General features: G+C 57.5%; 23 protein-coding genes. 16 read left to right on the forward strand and 7 right to left on the reverse strand.

The window, feature by feature from the left end; translation table 11 throughout:
• Nucleotides 1-133 precede the first annotated feature (133 nt).
• The 5 genes from J7400_RS02475 (at nt 134) to J7400_RS02495 (ending at nt 5778) form a co-directional block, all read left to right on the forward strand.
• Nucleotides 134-925, forward strand: a complete 792-nt coding sequence (locus tag J7400_RS02475) for a PaaX family transcriptional regulator C-terminal domain-containing protein (protein ID WP_247738611.1) — start codon at nt 134-136, stop codon at nt 923-925.
• Nucleotides 926-1052: 127 nt separating this feature from the next.
• On the forward strand, nt 1053-2183 hold the full coding sequence (locus J7400_RS02480) for an MlaE family lipid ABC transporter permease subunit (protein ID WP_209058618.1): 1131 nt from the start codon (nt 1053-1055) through the stop codon (nt 2181-2183).
• A complete protein-coding gene (locus tag J7400_RS02485) occupies nt 2180-2995 on the forward strand; it encodes an ATP-binding cassette domain-containing protein (protein WP_209058621.1) in 816 nt (271 codons plus the stop codon). The genes J7400_RS02480 and J7400_RS02485 overlap by 4 nt, the downstream gene beginning before the upstream one ends.
• Nucleotides 2996-3001: 6 nt before the next feature.
• On the forward strand, nt 3002-5116 hold the full coding sequence (locus J7400_RS02490) for an MlaD family protein (protein ID WP_209058623.1): 2115 nt from the start codon (nt 3002-3004) through the stop codon (nt 5114-5116).
• The gene (locus J7400_RS02495; protein WP_209058625.1) at nt 5113-5778 is read left to right on the forward strand and encodes an ABC-type transport auxiliary lipoprotein family protein; all 666 of its coding nucleotides are present in this window, start codon (nt 5113-5115) and stop codon (nt 5776-5778) included. The genes J7400_RS02490 and J7400_RS02495 overlap by 4 nt, the downstream gene beginning before the upstream one ends.
• Nucleotides 5779-5842: 64 nt before the next feature.
• Here the strand turns inward: J7400_RS02495 and leuB are convergent, their stop codons facing one another.
• From leuB to leuC, 6 genes are all read right to left on the reverse strand, one after another.
• On the reverse strand, nt 5843-6946 hold the full coding sequence (gene leuB / locus J7400_RS02500; protein ID WP_209058627.1) for a 3-isopropylmalate dehydrogenase: 1104 nt from the start codon (nt 6944-6946) through the stop codon (nt 5843-5845).
• A gap of 103 nt (nt 6947-7049) precedes the next feature.
• Nucleotides 7050-8048, reverse strand: a complete 999-nt coding sequence (locus tag J7400_RS02505; RefSeq protein WP_247738569.1) for an endonuclease/exonuclease/phosphatase family protein — start codon at nt 8046-8048, stop codon at nt 7050-7052.
• A gap of 26 nt (nt 8049-8074) precedes the next feature.
• Nucleotides 8075-8824, reverse strand: a complete 750-nt coding sequence (locus tag J7400_RS02510) for a hypothetical protein (RefSeq protein ID WP_348539448.1) — start codon at nt 8822-8824, stop codon at nt 8075-8077.
• A 789-nt stretch (nt 8825-9613) separates the two neighbouring features.
• Nucleotides 9614-9859: a hypothetical protein gene (locus J7400_RS02520; protein WP_209058632.1), complete on the reverse strand. Its 246-nt coding sequence runs from the start codon at nt 9857-9859 to the stop codon at nt 9614-9616.
• 64 nt (nt 9860-9923) lie between these two features.
• On the reverse strand, nt 9924-10529 hold the full coding sequence (gene leuD, locus J7400_RS02525) for a 3-isopropylmalate dehydratase small subunit (protein WP_209058634.1): 606 nt from the start codon (nt 10527-10529) through the stop codon (nt 9924-9926).
• A 437-nt stretch (nt 10530-10966) separates the two neighbouring features.
• Nucleotides 10967-12373, reverse strand: a complete 1407-nt coding sequence (gene leuC, locus J7400_RS02530) for a 3-isopropylmalate dehydratase large subunit (protein ID WP_209058636.1) — start codon at nt 12371-12373, stop codon at nt 10967-10969.
• A 267-nt stretch (nt 12374-12640) separates the two neighbouring features.
• Between leuC and J7400_RS02535 the strand changes: the two genes are divergently transcribed.
• The 3 genes from J7400_RS02535 to rlmH all read left to right on the forward strand — a co-directional run bounded on the left by J7400_RS02535 (nt 12641) and on the right by rlmH (nt 15244).
• Nucleotides 12641-14086, forward strand: coding sequence for a mechanosensitive ion channel domain-containing protein (locus J7400_RS02535; protein ID WP_209058639.1), 1446 nt, complete (start codon nt 12641-12643; stop codon nt 14084-14086).
• Between the two features lie 274 nt (nt 14087-14360).
• Complete coding sequence (rsfS, locus tag J7400_RS02540; RefSeq protein WP_247738612.1) at nt 14361-14714, forward strand: ribosome silencing factor; 354 nt, start codon at nt 14361-14363, stop codon at nt 14712-14714.
• Nucleotides 14715-14767: 53 nt separating this feature from the next.
• The gene (gene rlmH, locus J7400_RS02545) at nt 14768-15244 is read left to right on the forward strand and encodes a 23S rRNA (pseudouridine(1915)-N(3))-methyltransferase RlmH (protein WP_209058641.1); all 477 of its coding nucleotides are present in this window, start codon (nt 14768-14770) and stop codon (nt 15242-15244) included.
• Between the two features lie 118 nt (nt 15245-15362).
• On the opposite strand, the gene J7400_RS02550 is transcribed toward rlmH, so the two are convergent.
• The gene (locus tag J7400_RS02550; RefSeq protein WP_209058643.1) at nt 15363-16061 is read right to left on the reverse strand and encodes a DUF599 domain-containing protein; all 699 of its coding nucleotides are present in this window, start codon (nt 16059-16061) and stop codon (nt 15363-15365) included.
• 84 nt (nt 16062-16145) lie between these two features.
• On the opposite strand from J7400_RS02550, the gene J7400_RS02555 reads away from it, so the two are divergent.
• From J7400_RS02555 to J7400_RS02590, 8 genes are all read left to right on the forward strand, one after another.
• Nucleotides 16146-17585, forward strand: coding sequence for an FAD-linked oxidase C-terminal domain-containing protein (locus J7400_RS02555; RefSeq protein ID WP_209058645.1), 1440 nt, complete (start codon nt 16146-16148; stop codon nt 17583-17585).
• 83 nt (nt 17586-17668) lie between these two features.
• Entirely contained in the window at nt 17669-18805 is a 1137-nt protein-coding gene (locus tag J7400_RS02560; protein ID WP_209060233.1) for an FAD-binding protein, read from the forward strand.
• The gene (locus J7400_RS02565) at nt 18802-19179 is read left to right on the forward strand and encodes a CPCC family cysteine-rich protein (RefSeq protein ID WP_209058652.1); all 378 of its coding nucleotides are present in this window, start codon (nt 18802-18804) and stop codon (nt 19177-19179) included. Before J7400_RS02560 ends, J7400_RS02565 begins: the two co-directional genes overlap by 4 nt.
• 4 nt (nt 19180-19183) lie before the next feature.
• The gene (gene glcF / locus J7400_RS02570; protein WP_209058653.1) at nt 19184-20506 is read left to right on the forward strand and encodes a glycolate oxidase subunit GlcF; all 1323 of its coding nucleotides are present in this window, start codon (nt 19184-19186) and stop codon (nt 20504-20506) included.
• 151 nt (nt 20507-20657) lie between these two features.
• Nucleotides 20658-21398: a trypsin-like serine protease gene (locus tag J7400_RS02575; RefSeq protein ID WP_348540100.1), complete on the forward strand. Its 741-nt coding sequence runs from the start codon at nt 20658-20660 to the stop codon at nt 21396-21398.
• A 28-nt stretch (nt 21399-21426) separates the two neighbouring features.
• On the forward strand, nt 21427-22254 hold the full coding sequence (locus tag J7400_RS02580) for a trypsin-like peptidase domain-containing protein (protein WP_209058656.1): 828 nt from the start codon (nt 21427-21429) through the stop codon (nt 22252-22254).
• Between the two features lie 119 nt (nt 22255-22373).
• Nucleotides 22374-22847, forward strand: a complete 474-nt coding sequence (locus J7400_RS02585; RefSeq protein WP_209058657.1) for an Hsp20 family protein — start codon at nt 22374-22376, stop codon at nt 22845-22847.
• Nucleotides 22848-22988: 141 nt separating this feature from the next.
• Nucleotides 22989-24191 carry an MFS transporter gene (locus J7400_RS02590; protein WP_209058658.1) on the forward strand — a complete coding sequence of 401 codons (1203 nt, stop codon included), beginning with the start codon at nt 22989-22991 and terminating at the stop codon, nt 24189-24191.
• The last annotated feature ends 33 nt before the right edge of the window (nt 24192-24224 follow it).

Below are 24224 nucleotides of genomic sequence, written 5' to 3' on the forward strand. Positions count from 1 at the left end.
GGGGCTCCTCCTCCTGAAGCGGTCCCTATTCCACCTCAGCATGGGCCGGGTCGCTACGCGCATCAAGGGAGAGTGCATGTGACGCAACGTGCCCCGCTTGTTGTTGCGCTGCAGCAAGCGTAAACTGGTGGTTATGCAACAGGTTGATCTGCAAGAAGATATCAAGGCGGTGCGCGACTGTGGTCCGATCAAAGTCTGGTCGGTGGTCGTGACCATTTTGGGTGACCTCTTGCAGGATAAAGAGAGCTGGGTTTCCGGGCCGGTTCTGGATGCATTGGTGCGGCCGCTTGGGATCAACAATCAGGCATTGCGCGTGGCGCTGCATCGGCTCCGGCGGGACGGCTGGGTGGTTACCGAAAAGCGCGGACGTATGTCTGCGCATCGTCTATCCGCAGAAGGATGGGCCGCGACGGAGCGCGCACGTCCACAGGTTTACGGTGCCAAGGGAAAAGCCGCTGCGACCGTGAGTTTGTTGATCGGAGAGCCATCCTTAGCCGTCGCGGAGTTTGAGGCGCTTTTGCCTGCGGGTGCGGTGCAACTGTCGACCCGCAGCGCTTTGGTGAGTGGTCTGTCAGAGGCACCACAGAGCTGCCTGCTGAGCGCCTTTGCACCAAGTGACATGCCTGAGTGGGTTACGGAGACCGTTGCGCCTCAGGTGATGCGCGCGGAATATGATGAACTCGCGTCTGTGGTGGAAAAGGTGCTTGCGCATCCGGTGCCTGAAGACCTGTTTGACCGCACGAGCCTGAGGCTTGTGGCGCTGCATCACTGGCGTCGTCTGTGTTTGAGGCACGGGGCGGTGCAGGATCTGGTGTTGCCACGGGATTGGGAAGGCGCGCGCGCGCGGCAGATGGTCTTACGGGCGTTTAAGCATTTGCCACGCCCAAAGATTGACGCTTTGGAACAACGGGTGCCGCTGCGATAGCCCTTGGGGTTTAAAGCGCTGAGGCTGTTTGATAAAGGTGGCGGGACGCAAGACGACTCCACGCATTTGGGACCAAAATGACCGGGACGAAAGGGGCGTATGCCTCAAGCCAGATGGTGTTGGTTTCATGACCAACAAGCGCCCCAACCTGCACGTCGAAGCGACGGGTAACGAGACGGTTGTGCGTCTGACCGGTGCGCTTCTGACCGAACACCTTGCAGAGATGGAGCGACCTTTTGCACAGGTTTCGGCAAATGCTGGCACAGTGCGGGTCGATCTTTCTGATCTCACGGCGATGGACACTGGCGGCGCCTGGATGGTCACGCATTTGCGCGACCGGCTAAGCCGTGCGGGAGCTGAGGTTGCCATTGATGGTGGTGCGCAGGATCAACTGGCGTTGATCCGCACGGTTTCCGCAGCGGCTCCTGATGAAGAGGTGCAAGACGCTGCCGCGCATTCAGCCTGGGCCTGGCTGGAGGAGTGGGGCAAGTCTTTGGTCGGGGGCTATCACAATGCGCTCTCATTGATCAGTTTTCTGGGGCAAACACTCGCCGCATTGACGCGCGAATTGTCTCGTCCACACAAGCTGCGCTGGGCGTCACTCGTGACTCATATGCAGGACACCGGATTCAACGCTGTGCCCATCATTGGACTTATGGGTTTTCTTATCGGCGTGGTTCTGGCCTTTCAGGGGGCCACTCAATTGCAGCGCTTTGGCGCGGAAGTCTTTGTCGTTGAATTGATCTCGATTTCCGTGCTCCGGGAGCTGGGGATCCTGCTCACCGCGATCATTGTCGCTGGTCGTTCAGGGTCCGCTTTCACCGCCTCAGTGGGATCCATGAAAGTGCAGCAGGAAATTGACGCGATGCAGACGCTCGGGCTTGATCCGGTGCGTGTATTGGTGGTGCCGCGTGTTCTGGCGCTCCTGATCATGCTGCCATTGCTGGGTTTTGTGGCCAATCTGTTTGGCCTCTTTGGCGGCGCTCTCATGAGTTGGATCAACCTTGGTGTCAGCCCGGGCATGTTTGTCACACGGCTTTATGAGAACACGGATGTAAGCCATCTTCTGGTGGGTATGGTCAAAGCCCCATTCTTTGCGCTGGTGATCGGCGTTGTGGCCTGTTGGCAGGCCTTCCAAGTGAAAAGCAGCTCTACCAGCGTTGGGCAACGCACCACCTCAAGTGTGGTGCAGAGCATCTTTCTGGTGATCGCTCTGGATGCTCTGTTTTCGATCTTCTTTGCGGAGCTGGGCATATGAACGTGGTGGAGACGCAGCCCGCAGGCGCTGTCAAAGAAGAGTGTGAAGCGGTCATCAAGGTGCGCGGTTTGCGCAATCAGTTTGGCAAGCAAGTGGTGCATGACAATCTGGATCTGGATGTTTGGCGAGGCGAAGTGCTGGGCATCGTTGGTGGGTCCGGCACCGGTAAATCCGTGCTGCTGCGCACGATTGTCGGGCTGAACCGCCCGGCGGCTGGCCGCATCGAGGTGCTTGGCACTGATGTGCTGCACGCCCCGGAGGCCGAGCGTCGCAAGGTTGAAACCCGCTGGGGCGTCGCCTTTCAAGACGGGGCGCTGTTTTCCAGCCTCACGGTTCTTCAAAACGTTATGGCCCCGATGCGCGAGCATCTCAAACTCTCGCAAAATCTGATGAAGGATCTCGGCGCGCTAAAGATCGGGCTTGTAGGGCTGCCGCATTTTGCCTGTGAGAAGCTGCCAAGCGAACTGTCAGGCGGGATGCGCAAACGGGCCGCTTTGGCGCGGGCCTTGGCGCTTGATCCGCAGATCGTGTTCTTGGACGAACCGACGGCGGGTCTCGATCCGATTGGCGCGGCCGCCTACGACGATTTGATTGGGGAATTGCAGCGCGCGCTTGGTATCACCGTGTTTATGGTGACCCACGATCTGGACAGCCTTTATGCCATCTGTGACCGGATTGCCGTATTGGCAGAGAAGCGCGTGCTGGTAGAAGGGCCGATTGAGACCATGACAGATGTCGATCATCCCTGGGTTCAGGAATATTTTACGGGACCACGCGCGCGTGCGGCGCAGGTCAAAGGCAGTAGGAGTTAAGGGCAGATGGAGACACGGGCAAACTACCTCCTGATTGGGGTGTTCGCGCTGGTCGGTTTGATCGGCTCTTTCCTGTTTGTGTTCTGGCTCGCCAAAGTCGATCTGGAGCGGCAGTACGCATATTACGACGTGCTTTTTGACAATGTGTCGGGCCTCGGGATGGCGGGCGGCGTCCGCTACAACGGCTTGCCGGTTGGGCAGGTTGTGATGTTGGAGCTCGACGACGAAGATCCCTCGCGGGTGCGCGTGCGCATTGAAGTTGGCGCGGACATCCCCGTGAAGACCGACACGATTGCGAAGCTTCAGGGGCAGGGCGTGACGGGGGTGAGCTTTGTTGCGCTTTCCGGTGGCACTCCCGAGGCGCAGGCCTTGCCTCAGTTTGGCGAAATTCCAACGGAAGCAAGTGCCTTGCAATCCGTTGTAGAAAGCGCGCCTGAGCTGATGGGAAAGGCCATCGAGCTTCTGGAGCGGCTGCAATCGGTTGTGAGTGATGAGAACACCGAGGCCGTGACATCGCTTCTTGAGAACCTCTCAAGCGCGTCTGGGCGGCTTGATCGCACGCTGTCTGAGTTTGAAACCCTGTCGACGGATGTAGGAAGCGCGGCGCGCGAGATTGCGGCCTTCACTGGTCGACTTGAGCAACTTTCCGACACGGCAGAGGAAACCTTGGAAGAGGCCACCACAACGCTTGGCAGCATTCGCGTGGCCGCTGATCGCACCGAAGGCACATTGCGCAACGCTGAAAGCGCCTTTGGCACGGCGGATGCGCTGATGAAGGATCAGTTGAGTGATTTCATCACCCGCGGTGCGGACGCCGCCGCCGCCCTCGAAGGCGTTGTGACGGTGCTTGAGCCTTCCGCGCTGGCCACACTGCAATCAGCACGCAATCTGGTTGAAGAACGCCTGCCTGCGCTGGTGCAGCAGGTGCAGGACACCGCCTCAGTGCTCGAAACACAGGTGGCTCAGGTGGGGCAAGACGCTTCAAACCTGATGAGCCGCTACGAAGAAGTGGGCAGCAGCATCAAGGCACGGGTCGATCAGTCTGAAAGTGCGATTGCGGCTTTTGAGACAGCGACCAACACAGCAACGGATACGCTGAATTCTGTGCGTGTGACCTCAGATACCGCCAACGAGGTGCTGAGCACAGATATCAAACCGCTTGCCAATGAGGCGACGGAAACGCTCAGTTCGGTGCGTTCACTGGCTGACACCAAGCTGCCGCCTCTGTTGGATCAGGCCAACGAAACCTTGGTTGTGATTGAAACCGGCGTTTCTTCGATTTCCACAGAAGGCGCGCTATTGATTGCCGAGGCTACTGCGCGTCTTGCTCAGGCGCAGTCTACTTTGGCCAATCTGGATGAGGCGCTGGATCTGTCAGACGAAATGCTGCGTTCGGTCGATGCAACCGCAGACAGCGTCACAACTTTGGTTGAAGGGGACGGGGCAGCCTTTGTCGCCGAGGCGCGCGCGGCTGCGACCAGTGCGCGTGATGCGCTCGACACCATTCGAACAACTGTGGACACAGAACTCCCTGATCTCGTTGCCGATATCAGCGCGGCGGCAAAATCTGCCAACACGATGATTGGCAACATCGACGCGCTCGCGGTGGGGGCCGCCGGTGATCTCGATACATTGTCAGAGCAGGGCAGTGCGGCGCTGCTTGCGGCCACAGACACATTTGCGCGCTCCAATGTGACGCTTGCGGCGATCACCGAAGCGATGGAAACAGCAGATGACACGCTGGGCACCGCCCGGGAGACATTCACCGGTGTGAACCGCATTCTTGATGAAGAGATCTCTGGCATTCTCACAGATATCAGCGGCGCTGTTTCCGCCGTGTCCGGCACGGTCAACGGTGTGACAGATGACATTGACCGCGCCGCAGATGAGGTGCTTGCCGCCTCGCAATCCGCCTCAGCCCTGTTGGGCCGTCTGGACGGTATCGTTGCGCAAAACGAGCGTCAGGTGACGGAGTTCTTCCGCATCGGTCTGCCGCAGGCCACCCGTTTCGTGGAAGAAGCGCGGTTTCTCATAAACAACATGGACCGGTTGGTTGAGCTGATCAGGCGTGATCCAGCTCGGTTCCTTCTGGGCACTCAAGGATCGGAGTTTCGTCGATGATGCGACTGGTATGGGTAGGCATGATGCTGGGCGCGGTGGCGCTTTCTGGGTGCACAGGGATTGAGACCCTCAATCGTGCCACGACGCCAACTGACCTTTATACGCTGACACCCAAAAGCACTTTTGCCTCAGGGCTACCGCGTATTCGCCAGCAAATCGTGGTGGAAGAGCCGACAGCTTCGTCTGCGGTGAACACCGATCAGATTGCGGTGCAGCCGACACCTTATCAGATCGAATATCTGCCCCGTGCCCGCTGGGTAGACCGCGCGCCGGTGATCGTGCAGAACCTGCTGGTGGAAAGCTATGAGAACAGTGGCAAAGTCCGCTCGGTTGGCCGTTCAAGCGTTGGCTTGCGCCCGGATTATGTGATTGTAACCGACCTGCGTGAGTTTCAGGCGCGACTCCCGGTCGTCGAAATTGAAGGCACCGAAGCCCTCAAGATCGATGTGCGTCTAAACCTGAAAATCGTGGATTCGTTTAACAACCAGATCATCGACTCAAAGTCGTTTGAAGCTGTGGTGCAGACAGCGAGCGATGAGATCGAAGATGTCATTCTGGCGTTTGACACAGCCCTCGGGCGCACGATGCGCAATTCCGTGGAGTGGAGCGTCCGCTCGATTTACAGCCACGCGCAAAAGAACCCGCGACCCGCGTTGCAATAAGCAAACGCTCAAAGAAAAAGGCGCCCGATGAGGCGCCTTTTGTTTTGGTTATGGAGGCCTGCGATCAGAGACTGGCGTCCAGGGCCGCGAGCAGGGCGTCGCCCATCTCGGAGGTGGAGACCGGTGTCTCACCTTCGGACTGCATCAGATCTGCGGTGCGCACGCCGTCTGCCAGCACTTTCTCAACAGCTGCTTCCAGACGATCGGCCTCGGCACCTTCATTGAAGGAATAGCGCAGCGCCATCGCGAAGGAGAGCACACAGGCGCATGGGTTCGCTTTGCCTTGGCCTGCGATGTCAGGTGCGGAGCCGTGTACGGGTTCATACAGCGCTTTCGGTCGGCCATTGGCCATCGGTGCACCAAGGGACGCAGACGGCAGCATACCCAGAGAGCCGGTCAGCATTGCCGCACAGTCAGACAGGATGTCGCCAAACAGGTTGTCGGTGTAGATCACGTCAAACTGTTTGGGTGCGCGCACCAGCTGCATTGCGCCGTTGTCGGCATACATGTGAGACAGTTCTACCTCTGGGTAGTCTTTGGCAACTTCGTTCACCACTTCGCGCCACAGAATGCCGCTTTCCATCACGTTGGCTTTTTCCATGGAGCACAGACGCTTGTCGCGCACCATCGCAAGTTCAAACGCTGCACGCGCGCCACGCTCGATTTCGCTTTCGGTGTAACGCTGGGTGTTGATGCCCACACGTTCGTTGCCTTCTTCAAAGATGCCGCGTGGCTCGCCGAAGTACACACCGCCCGTCAGCTCGCGCACGATCATGATATCCAGGCCAGACACGATGTCAGTCTTTAGAGAGGAAAAGTCTGCCAGTGCGTCAAAACACTGTGCCGGGCGCAGGTTGGCAAAAAGGTCCATCTCTTTGCGCAGGCGCAGCAGGCCGCGCTCCGGCTTTACGGAGAAATCCAGATCGTCGTATTTCGGGCCGCCCACAGCACCCAGCAGAACCGCGTCCACCTCTTGGGCTTTCGCCATGGTGTCATCATGCAGCGGCACACCGTGTTTGTCGTATGCTGCGCCGCCCACGAGGTCTTCGCTCACGTCAAATTTCAGACCGCGCTTGTCGCCAAACCAGCCGATAACGCGCTGAACTTCGGTCATGACTTCGGGGCCGATGCCGTCGCCGGCGAGGATGAGAAGCGAAGGGTTGCTCATGGGTGTCGTCCTTGATCCTTTGGGTTCGCTACGGGTTAGCGAGACAGGCGCAAAAGATCAAGAAACAAGGGGCTTGAATGCGCTGGAAAGCTTGAGAAACCGATCAATATCGAATGTCGGCCCAAACGATATGGTGACGGCTGGCCGGTGTTGTCTTGTGTTCCAGAAGCGCAGCGTCCGGATCAGGCGGTTTGGGCCAGAACACACCTGCATGCTCCACTGTGATGTTTGCCGAAGGCAGGAGGTAGTCGACCCGCAGGTCTCCGGGCGTCGGCTCCTTCCAGTCAACGGTTGCGCCAGCATCTGAAAGCGGGTCTTGCAGTCGGGGATCCGCAAGCAAATCTGCAATCACATGGCGCCGTCCCTCTCCGGAGTACGGATCAAGATTTGCGCCGCCCATGATAACGAAAGGGGGCTCAGGGGCGGGGCCGAGCTTTCCATCCAGCAGATGGTGCCACAGACTGATTTCATCGGCATTGCGCAGCCCGTTTCGATCTTCCGGCCCATCAAAGACTGGCGGCCCAGCGGCAAAGAGCATCAGCGTGAACGCACCGTTTGGCGGTATCACCTGCAGTGACCAGTGGCCACCGGTGGAAAGTCGCTGGATCGCCTGCGCCTCCTGCGAAGGAAATGGGGTATCGGCCACCCTTGGCAGTTGAGCCTCTGGCAAATCACGCCACAAAAGCCCGCTGAAATCTCGCACCTCTCCAAAGGGCCAACGCGAGAGGACAGCCATACCCGAAGCCCCCCGAAACTGTCCAAACCCCTGTGCATCCTCTGCATCGTGCAGATAGCCGTCACCGTTCATGTCCAGCCCCGTGGGTATGCCGGTGTTTGGCTTGAGCGCAAAGAGGTGGGGAAAGATCAGGCCCGCCTCAGAAAAGCGATCGCGCAGCGCTTTCAGCCCCAGCAGGTCCGCATCATAATCCACCCCTTGCAGAAACAGGATATCTGGTGCGATGTGCGCGACCACTTGGGTGATCGCCTGCGTTTGATCGTCGTTGCGCTGAATGTCACGCAGCATGAGGCCGGGGCCTTTGCGCGAAAGCTCCACGTCATAGGTCGCAACACGGATGGTTTCGCCCCAGACAGGCGTGCACAACAGGCCAAATGTCCAAAGTGTTTGGATCAGGCGGTGGAGGAAACCTGAGATTGCTGCGCGTGCGCACTGCGAGAGGCCGCATAAGCGCGACGGCGGTTCTCGTTGATCAAAGTCGCAACACGGGTCATGGCCATGCCGCGCATGATCATGCTGGCGGGTACAAATGCCCATGCGCTGATTGTCCAGATCATTGTCTTCGGGTCGCTCAGATAGATCGGGTCAATCAAATCCGACATCATCTGAATGATCGCCGGAATTAAGAATGGCATAAGAAACCCTAACGCAATGTTAAGGCGGCCATCGCGTTGCAAACGGGGCATCACATCTCCGCCCGCTGTCGGGTCAAACAGTGGCAGGTTGACCCAGACATTGAAGGCGCCATTGCGTGCGGGCCATCCCAGAATGCGCAGGTAGAAGAAGAACACCACCAAAGTGATCAGCGAGATCAGGTAAGACAGGCCCGACGCAGTACGGACCTGATGCACCAATTCCGCTGAGGCGTTGTTTGGTAGCATGATCACCATCAGACGCACTGGCGAATATGGGAAATCAATCGCGTCGCCGACAATGATCCCAAGAGCGTGCAGAAAGGCGGTGAATGCATTGGGGGCGACTTCGCCACGGGCAATCACAGAGAGTGCAAAAACCGTGAAGAAGATCGCCAGGAAACGGAGCCTGTTAAATGGCGGCGCATAGCGAAACTCAATGATGGAGGGCGCGCTGGACACATATTCGATGAACACAAGGCAGCCAGAAAACAACGCAAAAAGCATCATGATCTGAACCGCGTCAGAGCTGATCGATGGTAAGATTATTGCTGGCAAAGCAAACAGCAACGCAACCAAGCCTGCGCGTGTGCCCGCTCCTATTATTCTGCCTATCACTGCCGTAGTACCCTTCAACCGGACGCCGCGGTACATTGCCGCGAACTTATCCCGTCTTTATCCGCACTTAATGGCGGTTTGCCCCATTTCCGCCACAATTTGACGCCGGAATTTGGCGGGGCTCAAGGATTTGTTTGAGAAATGATTAAGATTGGGCGGTGCTCAGGGCTATGTGATGCCCGAATGCATCAATAACGGCCTTAAAAGGCGGTGTTTTGGCGCAGTTCATCGGATAGGCCACTATGGCGTCGGATAACGCACTGAGAATCAACAGAGATATTTCTGTGCGGGAGGGATTGCCACAATTGTGCCGCAATTGAGGTTTGCGCTATCAGCTTTGTCGAGAGCCGCGTTGGTCGTTCAATCAACCTATGGGATGGTTGGTTTCTGCATCTGCCAAAACGCGCACTCTTCGTGGCGTTGTCTGGCGGGGGCCCAGACGCGTTCAACGCCAACGGGCTCCATGCCAAGTTTCTCAAGGAGTCTGAGGGACGCGTGGTTTTGCACCTGCGCGCCCGCGCGCATTGTATCCAGGCCGAGAGTGTGAAGCCCGAAGTCCAGCGCGCCGCGTGACACTTCAAAGGCATAACCTTGGCGTTGGTAGGCTTCGCCAATCCAATAGCCAAATTCCCCGAACTTGGCGCCCGTCTTCTGAGGAGCGTTGGAAAGGTCGATCTTGAGTCAGCCAATAAGCGCGCAGGTTTCTCTATCGATCAGCACATACGCAAAAGTGCTGCCTGAATTTGCGGCCTCAATGTAGCCCCTCAGAAGCGCACGCGCGTCCTCAGCAGTGAGTGATGTTGGCCATGCGGCCACCCGCTGGCTGATCGAAGGTGTCATTAGCTGCGCAAGAGTGGCAGCGTCCGCCAGCTCGCAACTGCGGATCAGCAAACGTTCGGTTTCAAATGACCGCTTGGTCAGATCCATCAAATTCCTCAATAAAAAAGGCGCCGCCCGGGTGGGGCAGCGCCTGAAGTGCGTCAGCGAAGGTTCAGACCCAAGGGCGCTCGGCCCCCGCTTTAGCCTCATATGCGTCGATAGAGGCTTCTTTCTCCATGGTTAGACCAATGTCATCCAGACCATTGAGCAGGCAGTGCTTTTTGAACGCATCCACCTCGAACTTGATCACCTCGCCATCCGAGGTTGTGATTTCCTGAGCTTCCAGATCCACGGTCATACGGGCGTTTTCGCCTTTCTCCGCGTCGGCCATCAGCACGTCGACCTGCTCTTGCGGCAAAACGATCGGCAGCATGCCGTTCTTGAAGCTGTTGTTGAAGAAGATGTCAGCAAAGGAGGTGGACACGATCACCTTGATGCCGAAATCGTCCAGCGCCCATGGCGCGTGTTCACGCGAAGAGCCGCAGCCAAAGTTGTCACCCGCGATTAGGATCTGCGCGCTGCGGTATTGTGGTTTGTTCAGCACGAAATCTGGGATTTCTGTGCCGTCGCGGTTGTAGCGCATCTCATCAAAGAGGTTCTTGCCAAAGCCCGTGCGTTCGATGGACTTCAGGAAGACCTTGGGGATAATCATGTCTGTGTCGATGTTCACCAGCGGCATAGGCGCGGCGATACCGGAGAAAGTTTCGAACTTTTTCATTCTATCGTCCTTTCAGAGCGATTCAAAAACGAGAACACCCAACGGTCGCGCCGACCATCGGGTGTTCGATAGAGATATAAGCTTTGACAGCTTGCGTTACGCAATCACGGTCGCGGTGATGGCCCAGAGGCCCATCAGGCTGGCAAAAGCTAAGATAGTTGGCAATACAACACGGATCATTTTCAGTCTCCTTTCCTGCGCAAAGCGTGGTGCTCTGTGCGGTGCGCGCCGCGACATTCTGCCGCGGCTTCAACTGAGATGGGGACACGGACAGCCCTGAGAAAGGGGCCGCGCCTACACAGTTGGTCACCATAGGATCAAAGGATGTGAACATGACGTTGCGTGTTGCCTGGTTGAAGAAACTGGGTTGATGCCTCCCAAAGCCCTGACGCGCGGCTACCAAAGCAGCGCCCGACAGGCCTATGAGAGGATCCGCCTTACATCAGTTCTCGAATGTCCGTCAGCTTGCCGGTGATCGCAGCAGCAGCAGCCATGGCAGGCGACACAAGGTGTGTGCGGCCTTTGTAGCCCTGGCGGCCTTCGAAGTTCCGGTTGGACGTCGAGGCGCAGCGTTCGTTTTCCGATAGCTGGTCAGGGTTCATCGCCAGACACATGGAGCAGCCCGCAAGACGCCATTCAAAGCCGGCGTCCTTGAAGATGTCTGCCAGACCTTCTTCTTCCGCCTGCGCCCGAACAAGACCGGAGCCCGGAACGATCATCGCCCGCATGCCCTCTTTGATCTTCTTGCCTTTGACCACTTCAGCCACGGCGCGCATGTCTTCGATACGACCGTTGGTGCAGGAGCCGATGAAGACTGTGTCGATCTCGATGTCGGTCAGCTTCTGGCCAGGGGTCAGCCCCATGTACTCGATGGAGCGACGTGCCGCTTCAATCTTGCCGCCTTCAAAGTCTTCAGGTGCAGGCACAACACCGGTGATCGGCAGAACATCCTCAGGGCTGGTACCCCAGGTGACAACCGGCTGGATGTCTTCGCCCTTCAGGGTGACGACCTTGTCAAAATGCGCACCCTCATCGGTGTAGAGCGTACGCCAATAGGCCTCGGCCTGCTCCCATGCTGCGCCTTTTGGCGCGTGCGGACGGCCTTTGCAGTAATCAAAGGTGGTCTGGTCAGGAGCGATCAGGCCAGCACGTGCGCCGCCTTCAATCGCCATGTTGCAGACGGTCATGCGGCCTTCCATGGACAGCGACTGGATCGCCTCCCCACAGTATTCGATCACATAGCCGGTGCCGCCGCCGGTGCCGGTGGCGCCGATGATCGCAAGCGTCACATCCTTGGCGGTCACGCCCGGGTTCAGCTTTCCGGTGATCTCCACCTTCATGTTCTTGGACTTTTTCTGGATCAGCGTCTGGGTGGCCAGTACGTGCTCCACCTCGGAAGTACCGATGCCATGGGCCAGCGATCCAAATGCGCCGTGGGTCGCGGTGTGGCTGTCGCCGCAAACCACGGTCATGCCCGGCAGGGTCCAGCCGTTTTCCGGGCCAACGATGTGCACGATGCCCTGACGCACGTCAGACACCGGATAGTAGTGCACACCAAATTCCTTGGCGTTCTTGTCGAGCGCGGCCACCTGAATGCGGCTTTCCTCGGTCATCTGCTCCGGGTTTTCACGGCCCTTGGTGGTTGGCACGTTGTGATCCGGCACAGCGATGGTTTTCTCCGGTGCACGCACTTTGCGGCCGGTCATGCGCAAGCCCTCAAAGGCCTGCGGGCTGGTCACTTCGTGAACGAGGTGACGGTCAATATAAAGCAAGCTGGTGCCGTCTTCGGCTTCGTGTGCCACATGGGCGTCCCAGATCTTGTCATAAAGCGTTTTGGGGGACATGGGTCCTCTCCATTCTGATTGTGTAGCTGAAACTTTGGCTGTCAAACAGGCGCGCAAACGCACGCCGCACCTTCATAGGGCGGCGATGACGGATTTGGACTGACCAAAGAAACGCCAAGGTAAAAAGGCGCGGTCGTCGATGTCATAGATGCGTTTCATGTCACCCATCTATACGTGCCAAAAGATTCCTTCAAGCAGAAGCCGCCCAAGGATGCGCTGTGCAGTCTGCGCGTTGCTGCAAGCGGTTTGACGTGCAAGACTGATTTTATGGAAGAAGAGACCATCTCAGGCCCGACTGACAGCACAGCGCCTTCCGAATTGGATCGCATCGCGGCAGCAGATCGCGCCGTGCACCACCCCGAAACCATAAGCCAAAGCGGCGACGCAGCCGAGACCACGGAAATTGCCCTGGGCATCTGGGACCAGGTGGTGGCTTTTGCCGAAACCCTGTTGCGGCCATGGGCGGCCTATCAGGTGTTGATCGCCTTGATTTTGATGGTGATCGCAGCGGCTTTGGCGATGATCTTCAAACCCAGATTCTACGACTGGCTCAAGACGCGCGAAGGTTGGCCCAAATGGCGTTATCGCTACGCCATGATGGTGCATCGCCGTATGGCGCTGATCTTCTTCACCATTTTGATCTGGTTCACGGTTTGGGTGATGCGCGCGGTGACATGGCCAAGTCGGTCTTATCTCTTGGTTGAGCTTGCCAATCTGGCGCTTGCCTTCCTGTTTGTGGTGGTGGTTTTGCGGGTTGTGCCAAACACCACATTGCGGGCGGTGTTGCGATATGGCGCTTGGATCTGGGTGACGCTCATCCTCACGGGCCTGCGCGATGACGCGGTTGAGCTGATGGACAGCATGTCGCTCACCTTTGGCGAAACCCGCGTGTCTCTTTGGATGATGGCGCAGGCGATCCTGATGTTGGCCGCAACCTTTGTGCTGGCCCGCCTTGCAGCGCGTCAGGTGGACAGCAGGCTGAGCCGCAGCGAAGACATCTCCCCCTCCATGCGCGTGCTGTTTGGCAAGCTCTTGCAGGTCTTCCTCTATACTGCGGCCTTCTTTGTTGGTCTGAGAATCATCGGCTTTGATCTGCGCGGTCTTGCCTTTCTCACCGGGTTTGTCGGTGTTGGTCTGGGTTTTGGCCTGCAAAAAGTGGTGTCCAATCTCGTCTCAGGCCTCATCATCCTGATGGACAAATCCATCAAGCCCGGCGACGTGATCTCGCTGGGGGAAACCTTCGGTTGGATCAACTCTCTGGGTGCGCGCTATGTGAGTGTGGTCACCCGCGATGGGCGCGAATTTCTCATCCCTAACGAGGACTTGATCACCAATCAGGTGGTGAACTGGTCCCATTCTGACACCTTTGTGCGGCTCGATATCTATTTTGGCACCGCCTATGACGATGATCCGCATCTGGTGCGCAAAGTGGCGGTGGAGGCAGCCAAATCCGTGGGGCGCGTGCTGACTTATCCCAACACCCCTGTGTGCCACATCGTGGGTTTTGGCGACAGCAGTGTGGATTACATTCTGCGGTTTTGGATCAAGGACCCCACCGGCGGGCTGACCAATATTCGCGGCAATGTCTATCTCGCGCTCTGGGATGCCTTCAAGGAGCACGGCATTTCGCTTCCCTTCCCACAGCGTGAGGTGCGACTGTTGGAAGATAGCGCGGCAGATGCGGGTCTCGCCAATCCGCCTTCTCATTCTTAAAGTATCCCGCGGGAAGCTTGCGCAACGCGCAAGCTGGGGGCTGCCCCCCCCTCCCTCATTGGCTGATTTTCCTCGAAAACTTCCCGAAACCGCAGCGTTTCTGCGCCAATTGGTCCATGCGCGCCAAATCTTGCTTGCCTTTCGTTGAGAATGAGTCCAACCGGTGCTATCTTGAATTTACGCCCGGCACCGGGGCTTTGCGGTGCGTTGCAAGGAGGGCAGACTTCTGTCTTTGAACACTGACGTGGCAAATGCTGCTGATACCGGACCCGTTCTGACATCGGGCGCCTCGGATGCTACAAGCGAGGATCTGCTTGCCCGCATTCTCACCTCTCTTAGCGAAGACAAAGCCGAAGACGTTGTGCAGATCGACCTGCGCGGCAAGACGTCGATTGGCGATTACATGGTGATCTGCTCCGGGCGCTCCTCGCGTCAGGTTGTGGCCCTCGCTGAGAAACTTGTCGAACGGCTCAAGCATGAGTTTGGCCGCAGCGCCAAAGTTGAAGGCAAGGATTCCGGTGACTGGGTGCTTGTGGATACTGGCGATGTGATCGTGCATATCTTCCGTCCGGAAGTGCGCGAATTCTATCAGCTGGAAAAAATGTGGGTGCCTGGCGGCTCCGCATAAGTCTGCGCGGCGCGTGCGCTTAGCGCTGCGTCGCCACAGCACAAGGCAGCGACATGGCACTCAAAGTGCACATCTGCGCCGTGGGTCGGCTGCGGTCTGGCCCTGAGCGCGACCTTCTTGATGATTATCTGACACGGTTTGACCGCACCGGACGCGCTCTGGGGCTCGGTCCGGTTGCGGTGCATGAAGTTGAAGACCGCAAGGGCGGCGGGGTGTCGACCGAAGCAGGGCTTCTTGAAGGTGTCATCCCTAAAGGGGCTGTGATCTGCGCGCTGGATGAGCGTGGCAAGCTGATGAGCAGTCCGGATTTTGCGAACATGCTCGGTGGCTGGCGCGATGATGGGCGGAGTGATCTGGCTTTTGTGATCGGCGGCGCGGATGGCATTGATCCCGCGCTGCGCGCGCGGGCAGATGCCAAGCTCAGTTTTGGTAAAATGGTTTGGCCACATATGCTGGCCCGCGTGATGCTGAGTGAACAGCTTTACCGGGCTGCAAGCATTTTGGCTGGCGCCCCTTATCATCGGGTCTGATGGAGCACGGTTTTGTGCGGTTTGTCCCGTTCTAAAAAGACCGACATTGCACACCCGCTATAACGTCGTGATACAGCCGCGATACCGACGATATACCGACGGTGTTTTGGCGGGTTATTTAGCGAGGATCACGCAGCAGGGCGGCGCGGGACTGAGAGGCAAATTCGCGCCGTCCCAGCACGATCACTGTCACGGAAATGCCAACAAGCAACATGACGGGCCCCAAAAGCCAGGCCGCGGAAGCCAATCCAAAATAGATGGCCCGAATCCCCCGATTGAAGCTGCGTGCCGCCGTGATGTTCACATCCGCAGCCTTGTGGGCGCGAGACATCGCTGCGGGATGGTCTTTGTCATTTGGCACTGCCCCCATCAGCACAGAGCAATAGCCGAAGAGTCTGTGGGACCAGACAAATTTCAAGAATGCGTTGCCAACGAAGAGCAGGACCAACATCAGTTTGATTTCCAGGACAGAGGTGGAATCAGCTTTCTGCGCCAGATCCTGTGTGAGGCCGGCAATTTGGTCAGTATTCCCGATCAAAGCCACCAAACCGCCAATGGCGATCATTGATGAAGAGGCAAAGAACGCCGTGCTCTGACGCAGGTTTCCCATGATCTGCGCATCAAAAATGCGGGCATTTCGCTCCACATAATGAACCATCCATTCTCTTCGATAAAACGCCATCAGTCGCGACACGGATGGTCTGTTTTTAGGCGGATTTTCAATGAGATGCGTGGTGGCAAACCAAGTCAAGAGACTCGCTGCAACAGCAATGAAATCAAGGGGTGAAAACTGGTTGGCGAGCTGTGTGAAAGTCATGTCTGTACAGTAGCGTCATCGCTTAGCTCTTGCCAGTCTGCAATATTGGTTATATTAATTTACCAATTATTGCGGAGGTCAGCCATGGACATGCCAACCCCTAACCCTGAGGTTCTTGCGAAGAAGGCGCGCATTGTTGCCCGGCTTCAGGAAGTGCTTCCGGCAGATGCTGTCATCTCTGATGAGGCTGAAACGCGGGCCTATGAGTGCGACGCACTTACCGCCTATCGGTGCCCGCCGCTTGCTGCGGTTCTTCCTGCCTCCACTGAAGAAGTGGTGGCGGTTCTAAAAGTCTGTCACGAAGAAGATGTGCCCGTGGTGCCACGCGGAGCAGGCACTTCTCTTGCGGGGGGATCGATGCCAACCGCGGACTCGATCATTCTGGGCGTGGCCCGAATGACTGAAGTGCTTGAAACAGATTATGAAAATCGCTTCATTCGCGTGCAAACGGGCCGCACTAACTTGAGTGTTTCCGGCGCGGTGGAAGAGGACGGCTTCTTTTACGCACCAGATCCTTCCAGCCAACTGGCCTGCGCCATTGCGGGTAATATTGCGATGAATTCCGGCGGTGCCCATTGCCTGAAGTATGGCGTGACAACGAACAATCTGATGGGCGTCACAATGGTGACCATGGAGGGCGAGGTTTTCGAGATTGGCGGTGCCCATTTGGATGCCGGCGGCTTGGATCTTCTGGGTGTGATCTGCGGCAGTGAGGGCCAGCTTGGTGTCGTAACCGAAGCCACATTGCGTATTTTGCACAAACCAGAAGGCGCAAGACCTGTCCTCATGGGGTTTGATAGCAATGAAGTCGCAGGCCAATGCGTGAGCGACATTATCAAGTCGGGCATTCTGCCGGTGGCGATTGAGTTTATGGATCGCCCTTGCATCCGCGCCACAGAGGCATTTGCCGGGGCGGGGTATCCAGACTGTGAGGCGCTGTTGATTGTCGAAGTGGAAGGCTCCGATCAGGAAATCGAAGCCCAGCTTGAACGTATTCTGGCGATCGCCCGGACACACAATCCAGTGGAGCTGCGCGAAAGTACAAGCGCGGAAGAGAGCGCGCGGATTTGGCTCGGACGTAAATCGGCTTTTGGGGCGATGGGGCAGATCAACGACTACATGTGCTTGGATGGCACCATTCCCGTGAGCCAACTTCCCTATGTGCTCCGCAGAATTGGGGAGCTGAGCAAAGACTACGGCCTTGATGTAGGCAATGTTTTTCACGCCGGGGACGGGAACATGCACCCGCTCATTCTGTTTGATGCCAACAAGCCGGGCGATCTGGAGAGGTGCGAAGCCTTTGGCGCTGACATTTTGCGACTGTGTGTTGAAGTCGGGGGATGTCTCACAGGTGAGCATGGCGTGGGTATCGAGAAACGGGATCTGATGGTGGATCAATATGCGCCGGAAGATCTGGATATCCAGATGGCGGTGAAAGATGTGTTCGACCCTAAGTGGCTTTTGAACCCGGCGAAAGTATTTCCCTTGGCTGCGAGCGAGCCGCGTCGAATGGCGGCTGAATAATCTCAGGCAAATCAGGGGCTTTGCCCCTCTGCCACAGCCAGTTTTGGCTTCACCCCAGGATATTTTGGACCAGTAAGACTATGATGACACCTGCAAATGAAGCCGCATTGGCAGAGATAGTGGCGGGCGCGCAAACGGCGTTGCGCATACAGGGCGGGGGCACACGCGCGATCGGTGCGCCAAGCGACGCGACAGTGTTGTCGACCTCCGCGCTTTCCGGCGTGACACTTTATGAGCCGGGTGCGCTGACGATTGTTGCCGGAGCTGGAACGCCAATAGCGGAGATTGAAGCGACCTTGGCGGCGGAAGGGCAACGCTTGGCCTTTGAGCCGATGGACCACCGCGGCCTGTTGGGCACTGATGGTGTTCCCACGATAGGCGGCGCGGTCGCCGCCAACGTGAGTGGCCCACGGCGCATTCAGGCAGGCGCCTGCCGCGACAGCTTGTTGGGTGTGCGTTTTGTGGATGGTGCAGGGCGCGTCTTGAAGAATGGCGGTCGCGTGATGAAAAATGTCACCGGCTATGATTTGGTGAAACTGATGGGGGGCAGCTGGGGCACTTTGGGTGTGCTCAGTGAAGTCAGCCTAAAGGTTCAAGCGGTGTCTGAAGCGGTCGGCTGTGTGCTACTGCATGGTTTGGATGATCAGCAAGCGGTAAAGGCAATGAGCGCGGCTTTGGGGTCTCCTTCCGACGTCAGCGGTGCGGCACATGCCCCCGTGGGTGTAGACGGCACACCTGTTACGATGATCCGCATTGAAGGACTGGAAGCCTCTGTGGCCTACCGTGTTGAGAAACTGACGGCGCTGCTTGCAGATTTTGGCGCAGAAGTTGTTGTTGAACGCGATGCTGAAAAAGTTGCTGCCGGTTGGTCCTGGGTGCGGGATGTGGCGCTGTTTCAGGGCGGAACCGGTGATGTGTGGCGCCTCTCTGTGAAACCCACTGACGGGCCGGGCGTCGTCGCAGCCATTAAGCAGAGTCAACCGGAGGCGCAGGTGCTTTACGATTGGGGCGGCGGCTTGATTTGGGTGCAAGTGTCCGAAGGTTCGGATGTGCGCGCAGCCGTTGGTCAAGGTCACGCCACACTGATCCGCGCGGCTGAGGCGACGCGCGCACGGGTCCCCGTGTTCCACCCCGAGCCTGCCGCATTGGCCAACTTGAGCGCGAGGCTTCGTAAAAAATTTGATCCCCGTGGGATCTTGAACCCAGGGCTGATGGGATGAGCACAAAAGGCAAGCGCAGGCAGGTTCGGCGATGGAGAGCGCGTCGGGCAGCACGCCCCGCGCCCCATCTTCCGTGCCATTGCTGCGGTTGCCTGACCATCTGCGAACGGGACAGCTATGATATTTGCAAGGTCTGCTTCTGGGAAGATGATCCCGGGCAGACCCCGGAATTTGACGGCGGTGGCGCCAACCCTTTGAGCCTTGAAGAGGCCCGCAAAAACTATCGCAAGATCGGGGCATGTGAGCCCAATATGCTGCCGCATGTCCGCCCCCCGCGCCCGGAAGAGCTCCCTCCCGCGGAGCGCGACACCTTCACCGACATTGGGGCAATCGCTCCCCCCAACACGCGGCGTGAGCCAGAACAACCGGAATAGGCAAATGCAGACGACATTCACCGAAAATCAACTCAAAGATCCCGGCACACAACGCGCGAACGAAATTCTGCGCGCCTGCGTGCATTGCGGTTTCTGCACTGCGACGTGTCCGACTTATCAGGTGCTTGGCGATGAACTCGACAGCCCGCGCGGACGGATTTACCAGATCAAAGATATGCTGGAAAACGAGCGTGTGCCGGATGAAAAGACGGTCAAACATGTAGACCGTTGTCTGAGCTGCCTGGCATGTATGACCACCTGTCCCAGTGGCGTGCATTATATGCATCTGGTGGATCATGCGCGCGAATATATCGAAAACAACTACAAGCGCCCCTTCAGTGACCGGGCCTTGCGGTGGATTCTTGCGCAAATCCTGCCTTACCCGATGCGGTTCCGGCTGGCGCTGCTCGGGGCTAAATTGGGCCGTCCTTTCCGGTTTCTGATGCCGGATGCGCGTTTGCGTGCGATGCTGGATATGGCGCCAAAATCAATTCCGCCCGTGAGCCGGAATGACGATCCACAGAGCTTTGCTCCGATGGCTGACAAAAAGATGCGGGTCGCCCTTATGACGGGATGTGCGCAGAAAGCGCTGAACACTGACATCAATGATGCAACAATTCGTCTTCTGACGCGGCTGGGCTGCGAAGTTGTGGTGGCCGAGGGGGCGGGCTGTTGCGGTGCTCTGACCCACCACATGGGCAAAACCAAAGAAAGCCATGCGACTGCGGCCAAGAACATCAAAGCCTGGTGTGCGGAGATGGATGGCGAGGGGTTGGATGCGATTGTGATCAACACGTCTGGATGTGGCACGACGGTGAAGGACTATGGCCATATGTTCCGCAATGTCGCGTTGGCGGCGGATGCTGCTCGCGTAAGTGGGATTGCGATGGATGTGTCTGAAGTATTGATGAAGCTCGATCTGCCACAAGGCGATGATAAGCAAACCGTGGTGGCCTATCATGCTGCATGTTCGCTGCAACATGGTCAGCAGATCAAAACCTTCCCCAAAGACCTGCTCAAAAAGGCGGGCTACACGGTTGTTGAGCCGGCGGATAGTCACTTGTGCTGTGGCTCGGCAGGTACTTACAACCTGATGCAGCCGGAGATCTCCGGAAAGTTGAAAGAGCGCAAAGTGCGGGCGCTAGAGGCCAAAAATCCCGACATTATCGTAGCGGGAAATATTGGCTGCATGATGCAAATAGGATCAGCGACCGAGGTGCCGATTGTGCATACGGTAGAGCTTTTGGACTGGGCAACCGGTGGTCCGCAGCCGCGCGCGCTCACCGAGCCGGGTAAACGTGCACCGGAGATTCCCATCCTGCGCTGATACCGCCATAATGCTCCGCAAGCAGGGCATGTCATGCGCATGCCCTATTTCCGCCTTAGGTCATCGATATGGCCTATGGGGAGTTTGTGGAGGCGGTATGATCGCGCGGCTTATTGCTTGTTTGTTTTCTGTTTGTGTTGCGAGCTTTGCCGTGGCGCAAGACACGGGCTTGCGGCGTCTTGACACCGGCGAGGACAGCCGAGACTGGGGGGCAGTTGGCCGACTGGAGATCGACGGGCGCGGGTTTTGCACGGGGGCATTAGTCGCTCCGGGATTGGTGCTGACCGCTGCACATTGCCTTTACTCAAAAGATAAAGGCCGCCGTCACGACGTGGCACAGATCGAATTTCGCGCAGGTTGGCGCAATGGGCGTGCCGAGGCGTATCGCAAGGTAAAGCGTGCCGTCGTGCATCCCAAATACCGGTACAGCGGTCAGACTGAGATCGAGGACGTGCAAAATGACCTTGCACTGCTGGAACTGCATCATCCGATCCGAAATACCAAGATCACTCCGTTTGAGACGGCAGATACCCTTCGTAAAGGGTCCCGCATCGGTGTGGTGTCTTATGCGGTTGGGCGTGCTGAGGCACCGTCATTTCAGGAAATGTGTCGGGTGATGGGGCGTCAGAAGGGTGTTTACGTACTGTCGTGCAACATCGATTTTGGCAGCAGCGGTGCGCCGGTTTTTGTGTTTGAAGACGGCGCGGTGCGTATCGCATCTGTCGTTGCCGCGAAAGCGGAGGTGCGTGGCACCAAAGTGGCGCTGGGGGCGGCGCTGGATCATAGCTTGGATGAGTTGTTTGCAGCGCAGGTGGATGAGTCACCACAGGTGCGCAGCCTCACACCCTTGCAAGATAGAAACGGCACGGGCGCGAAATTTGTGCGCCCGTAGATGATTGCCCCCAAAAAACGAGTTTCTTATGCGTTTAACCTATCTGATGTGCTTGATGGCGAGCTTGCTGTCGGCGATGCCCGTATTTGCGGAAGAGCGATTGCAGCCATTGCGGACGCGCGGGGATTTGTTAGGCTGGGAGGCGATCGGACGGCTCGACATCCAGAACGGCGGTTATTGTTCGGGCGCATTGATCGCATCGGATCAAGTGCTGACCGCTGCGCATTGTGTTTTTGACGATGAGGGGCGACCACTTCCTGCAGATCAGATGACATTTCGTGCGGGATATGTAGACGGAGACGCGCTTGCGGAACGCCGCGTGAGCCGTGTGGTTGTTGATGCGAGGTATGAAGATGCCCCCGGGGGCAAAATCAGTACCAAAATGATACGCCATGATATCGCTCTGCTGCGTCTGTCTGCGCCGATCTCCACCTCAGAAGCCAATCCTTTCGCCATTCACGTCGATCCGCAGGAAGGTGAGAAGGTTTCGATCTTGAGTTATGGGCGTGGGCGGAGCGAGTTCATTTCCTGGCAGCGTGATTGCGCCATTTTGGAGCGGGCTTGGGGGCTGCTCACTTTTGATTGCAACGTGACCTTCGGATCCTCAGGCGCACCCGTTTTTGTGCGCTATGGCAATCGGGCGCGGATCCTTTCTTTGGTTTCCGCGGGAGATTACACTGCTGACGGTGAGAAAATGTCTTTCGGTATGGAGCTTCCAGCGGCGGTTGCGGAGCTGAAACGCCGAATGCGCGTGGGGGATGCGCCGGTCACCAAAGTCAGCAACGGCGCAAAGCGCATTCAGATCGGAAATCGCACTGGAACAGGTGCTAAATTTGTCCGCGCGGGTGGGGGTTGAAACGCTGAAAAGCCTCCCCAAATGAGATGTAACGAGGCGCCGATGATCGGGTCTCGTTTACACCGCCTGTCCGAATGGAAGGCACTTACATATTGTTGTCGCTCAATGGAGGATAACCCATGCGCACTTTTGATCTGGCTCCGCTGTACCGGTCGACCGTTGGCTTTGACCAATTGGCAAACATGATGGACCGTGTTCTGTCCAACGACGTCGCCCAGCCGAGCTACCCCCCGTACAACATCGAAAAAACCGCCGATGACGCTTATCGCATTTCGCTGGCAGTCGCCGGTTTTTCGGCTGACGACCTGAGCATTGAGGTCAAACAGAACGCTCTCATCGTGACCGCAAAAAAAGGCGAAGAGAGCAAAGAGAAAACCTATCTGCATCGTGGTATCGCGACCCGCGCGTTTGAACGTCGTTTCCATCTGGCAGACCACGTTCGGGTAACCGGCGCGAGCCATGAGGATGGAATGCTGCACATCGAACTGCAGCGTGAAATCCCAGAGGCCCTGAAACCGCGCCGGATTGAGATTTCCACTGGCGCCCGCAAGGCCGTGGAGCAGGATGTGGTTGACGCCAAAGCCGTGAACTGACCGCTCAAAAACTGACAAACACTTTCTTCCCTTGTTGTCAGGCGCGCGTCTCTAATTGAGGCGCGCGTTATTGCATGTTCGGTTGCAGTTCGCAGGTGAAGCTTCCACAGTCGCCGGGTTCTCAAAAGACTTGGTGGCTGCGTGAATTTAGGCGCTCTGAAATCCGGAAATTTCCGCGCCTATGTGTTTGGCGCGGCCTTTGGGTTGCTTGCGATCTGGATGCAGCGGATCGTTATGAGCTGGCTGGCCTGGGACATGACGGGTTCGCCGAGTTTTGTCGGATTCGTCGCGCTTCTACTGTTCGCACCTGCGATTGTCTTGTCGCCGCTGGTGGGTGTTTGGGTGGATCGCGTCAACGTAAAGCGCGCAATGCTGATGGTGCAGGGGGGCAATATATTCCTGTGCGCGGCGCTTTGGGCGATTGTGGCTTTGGGGTGGATCACGCCGTTTCTGTTAGCTCTGTTTGCATTCTTGATTGGCGTGTTGATCGCGGCGAGCCATCCGGTTCGGATGGCAATGACACCGAGATTGGTGCGGCGAGAGCATGTGAGTTCGGTGGTCACGATTGTCGCGATCAACTTCAACATCGCGCGGATGGTAGGACCGGCTGTTGGTGGGGTGATGATTGCGCAGATAGGCGTGGCGCATACGCTGTTGCTGCAATGGCTTTTGTTTGTACCTTATCTGGTTGTCTTGTCCCGTCTGAGCCTGCGACCAAGGCGGGAAAGCGGCGGTGCGCAGGAGCCCTTCTTCAAAGCACTGGGCGCAGGGCTGCGTTATGTCTGGCAGGTTAAGGCAGTGCGCGAAGCGATGTTTGTTGCTGGTATGCTGGCCCTGGTGGCACGCGGAGCGCTGGAGGTTTTGCCGCCTTTGGCTGATGGCGTGTTCGCGCGCGGCGCGGACGGGCTGGGCGCCTTGATGAGTGTCACTGGGCTAGGTGCCATTCTAGGCGGGTTTTCCAAGGCAGCTCTGCCACCGCAAGCGCCAGGTCGCCTACCGCTTCTGACCAGATTGGCAATCGTTCTAGGGCTGCTCCTAGTGGCTTTCCTTGGCCTAGCGCCAACTTGGCAAATAGCCTTGGCAGTGGCGGCAGGGATCTCCTATGTCACTACCTTGACCGCGATTTCCACACAGACGGCCATACAGCTAGATCTTGAAGATGACATGCGTGGGCGTGTGATGAGCCTGTGGGCGGTGATCGCTGCAGGTGGTGCTGCACTCGGTGCTGGAGGAGTGGGTGTTTTGGCGGATCTTATGGGATTTCAAAAAGCTCTGGTTTGGTGTGGAAGCCTGTCGGCGCTGAGCGTGGCGGGGTACCTGACGCTCGTCAGTATGAAAAAGTAAGCCCCGCCGCTTTTAAGCAACGGGGCTCTGACT

The sequence above is a fragment of the Shimia sp. R9_2 genome, from assembly GCF_017743735.1.
GTDB lineage: Bacteria > Pseudomonadota > Alphaproteobacteria > Rhodobacterales > Rhodobacteraceae > Shimia.

Coding starts and splice junctions, on each gene's coding strand:
- J7400_RS02490 (WP_209058623.1), top strand. CDS start 3,002: ATGGAGACACGGGCAAACTACCTCCTGATTGGGGTGTTCGCGCTGGTC.
- J7400_RS02555 (WP_209058645.1), top strand. CDS start 16,146: ATGGACATGCCAACCCCTAACCCTGAGGTTCTTGCGAAGAAGGCGCGC.
- rlmH (WP_209058641.1), top strand. CDS start 14,768: ATGGCACTCAAAGTGCACATCTGCGCCGTGGGTCGGCTGCGGTCTGGC.
- leuD (WP_209058634.1), bottom strand. CDS start 10,529: ATGAAAAAGTTCGAAACTTTCTCCGGTATCGCCGCGCCTATGCCGCTG.
- leuC (WP_209058636.1), bottom strand. CDS start 12,373: ATGTCCCCCAAAACGCTTTATGACAAGATCTGGGACGCCCATGTGGCA.
- J7400_RS02565 (WP_209058652.1), top strand. CDS start 18,802: ATGAGCACAAAAGGCAAGCGCAGGCAGGTTCGGCGATGGAGAGCGCGT.
- glcF (WP_209058653.1), top strand. CDS start 19,184: ATGCAGACGACATTCACCGAAAATCAACTCAAAGATCCCGGCACACAA.
- J7400_RS02485 (WP_209058621.1), top strand. CDS start 2,180: ATGAACGTGGTGGAGACGCAGCCCGCAGGCGCTGTCAAAGAAGAGTGT.
- J7400_RS02495 (WP_209058625.1), top strand. CDS start 5,113: ATGATGCGACTGGTATGGGTAGGCATGATGCTGGGCGCGGTGGCGCTT.
- J7400_RS02580 (WP_209058656.1), top strand. CDS start 21,427: ATGCGTTTAACCTATCTGATGTGCTTGATGGCGAGCTTGCTGTCGGCG.
- J7400_RS02550 (WP_209058643.1), bottom strand. CDS start 16,061: ATGACTTTCACACAGCTCGCCAACCAGTTTTCACCCCTTGATTTCATT.
- J7400_RS02480 (WP_209058618.1), top strand. CDS start 1,053: ATGACCAACAAGCGCCCCAACCTGCACGTCGAAGCGACGGGTAACGAG.
- J7400_RS02585 (WP_209058657.1), top strand. CDS start 22,374: ATGCGCACTTTTGATCTGGCTCCGCTGTACCGGTCGACCGTTGGCTTT.
- J7400_RS02535 (WP_209058639.1), top strand. CDS start 12,641: ATGGAAGAAGAGACCATCTCAGGCCCGACTGACAGCACAGCGCCTTCC.
- J7400_RS02560 (WP_209060233.1), top strand. CDS start 17,669: ATGACACCTGCAAATGAAGCCGCATTGGCAGAGATAGTGGCGGGCGCG.
- leuB (WP_209058627.1), bottom strand. CDS start 6,946: ATGAGCAACCCTTCGCTTCTCATCCTCGCCGGCGACGGCATCGGCCCC.
- J7400_RS02520 (WP_209058632.1), bottom strand. CDS start 9,859: ATGGATCTGACCAAGCGGTCATTTGAAACCGAACGTTTGCTGATCCGC.
- J7400_RS02510 (WP_348539448.1), bottom strand. CDS start 8,824: ATGATGCTTTTTGCGTTGTTTTCTGGCTGCCTTGTGTTCATCGAATAT.
- J7400_RS02475 (WP_247738611.1), top strand. CDS start 134: ATGCAACAGGTTGATCTGCAAGAAGATATCAAGGCGGTGCGCGACTGT.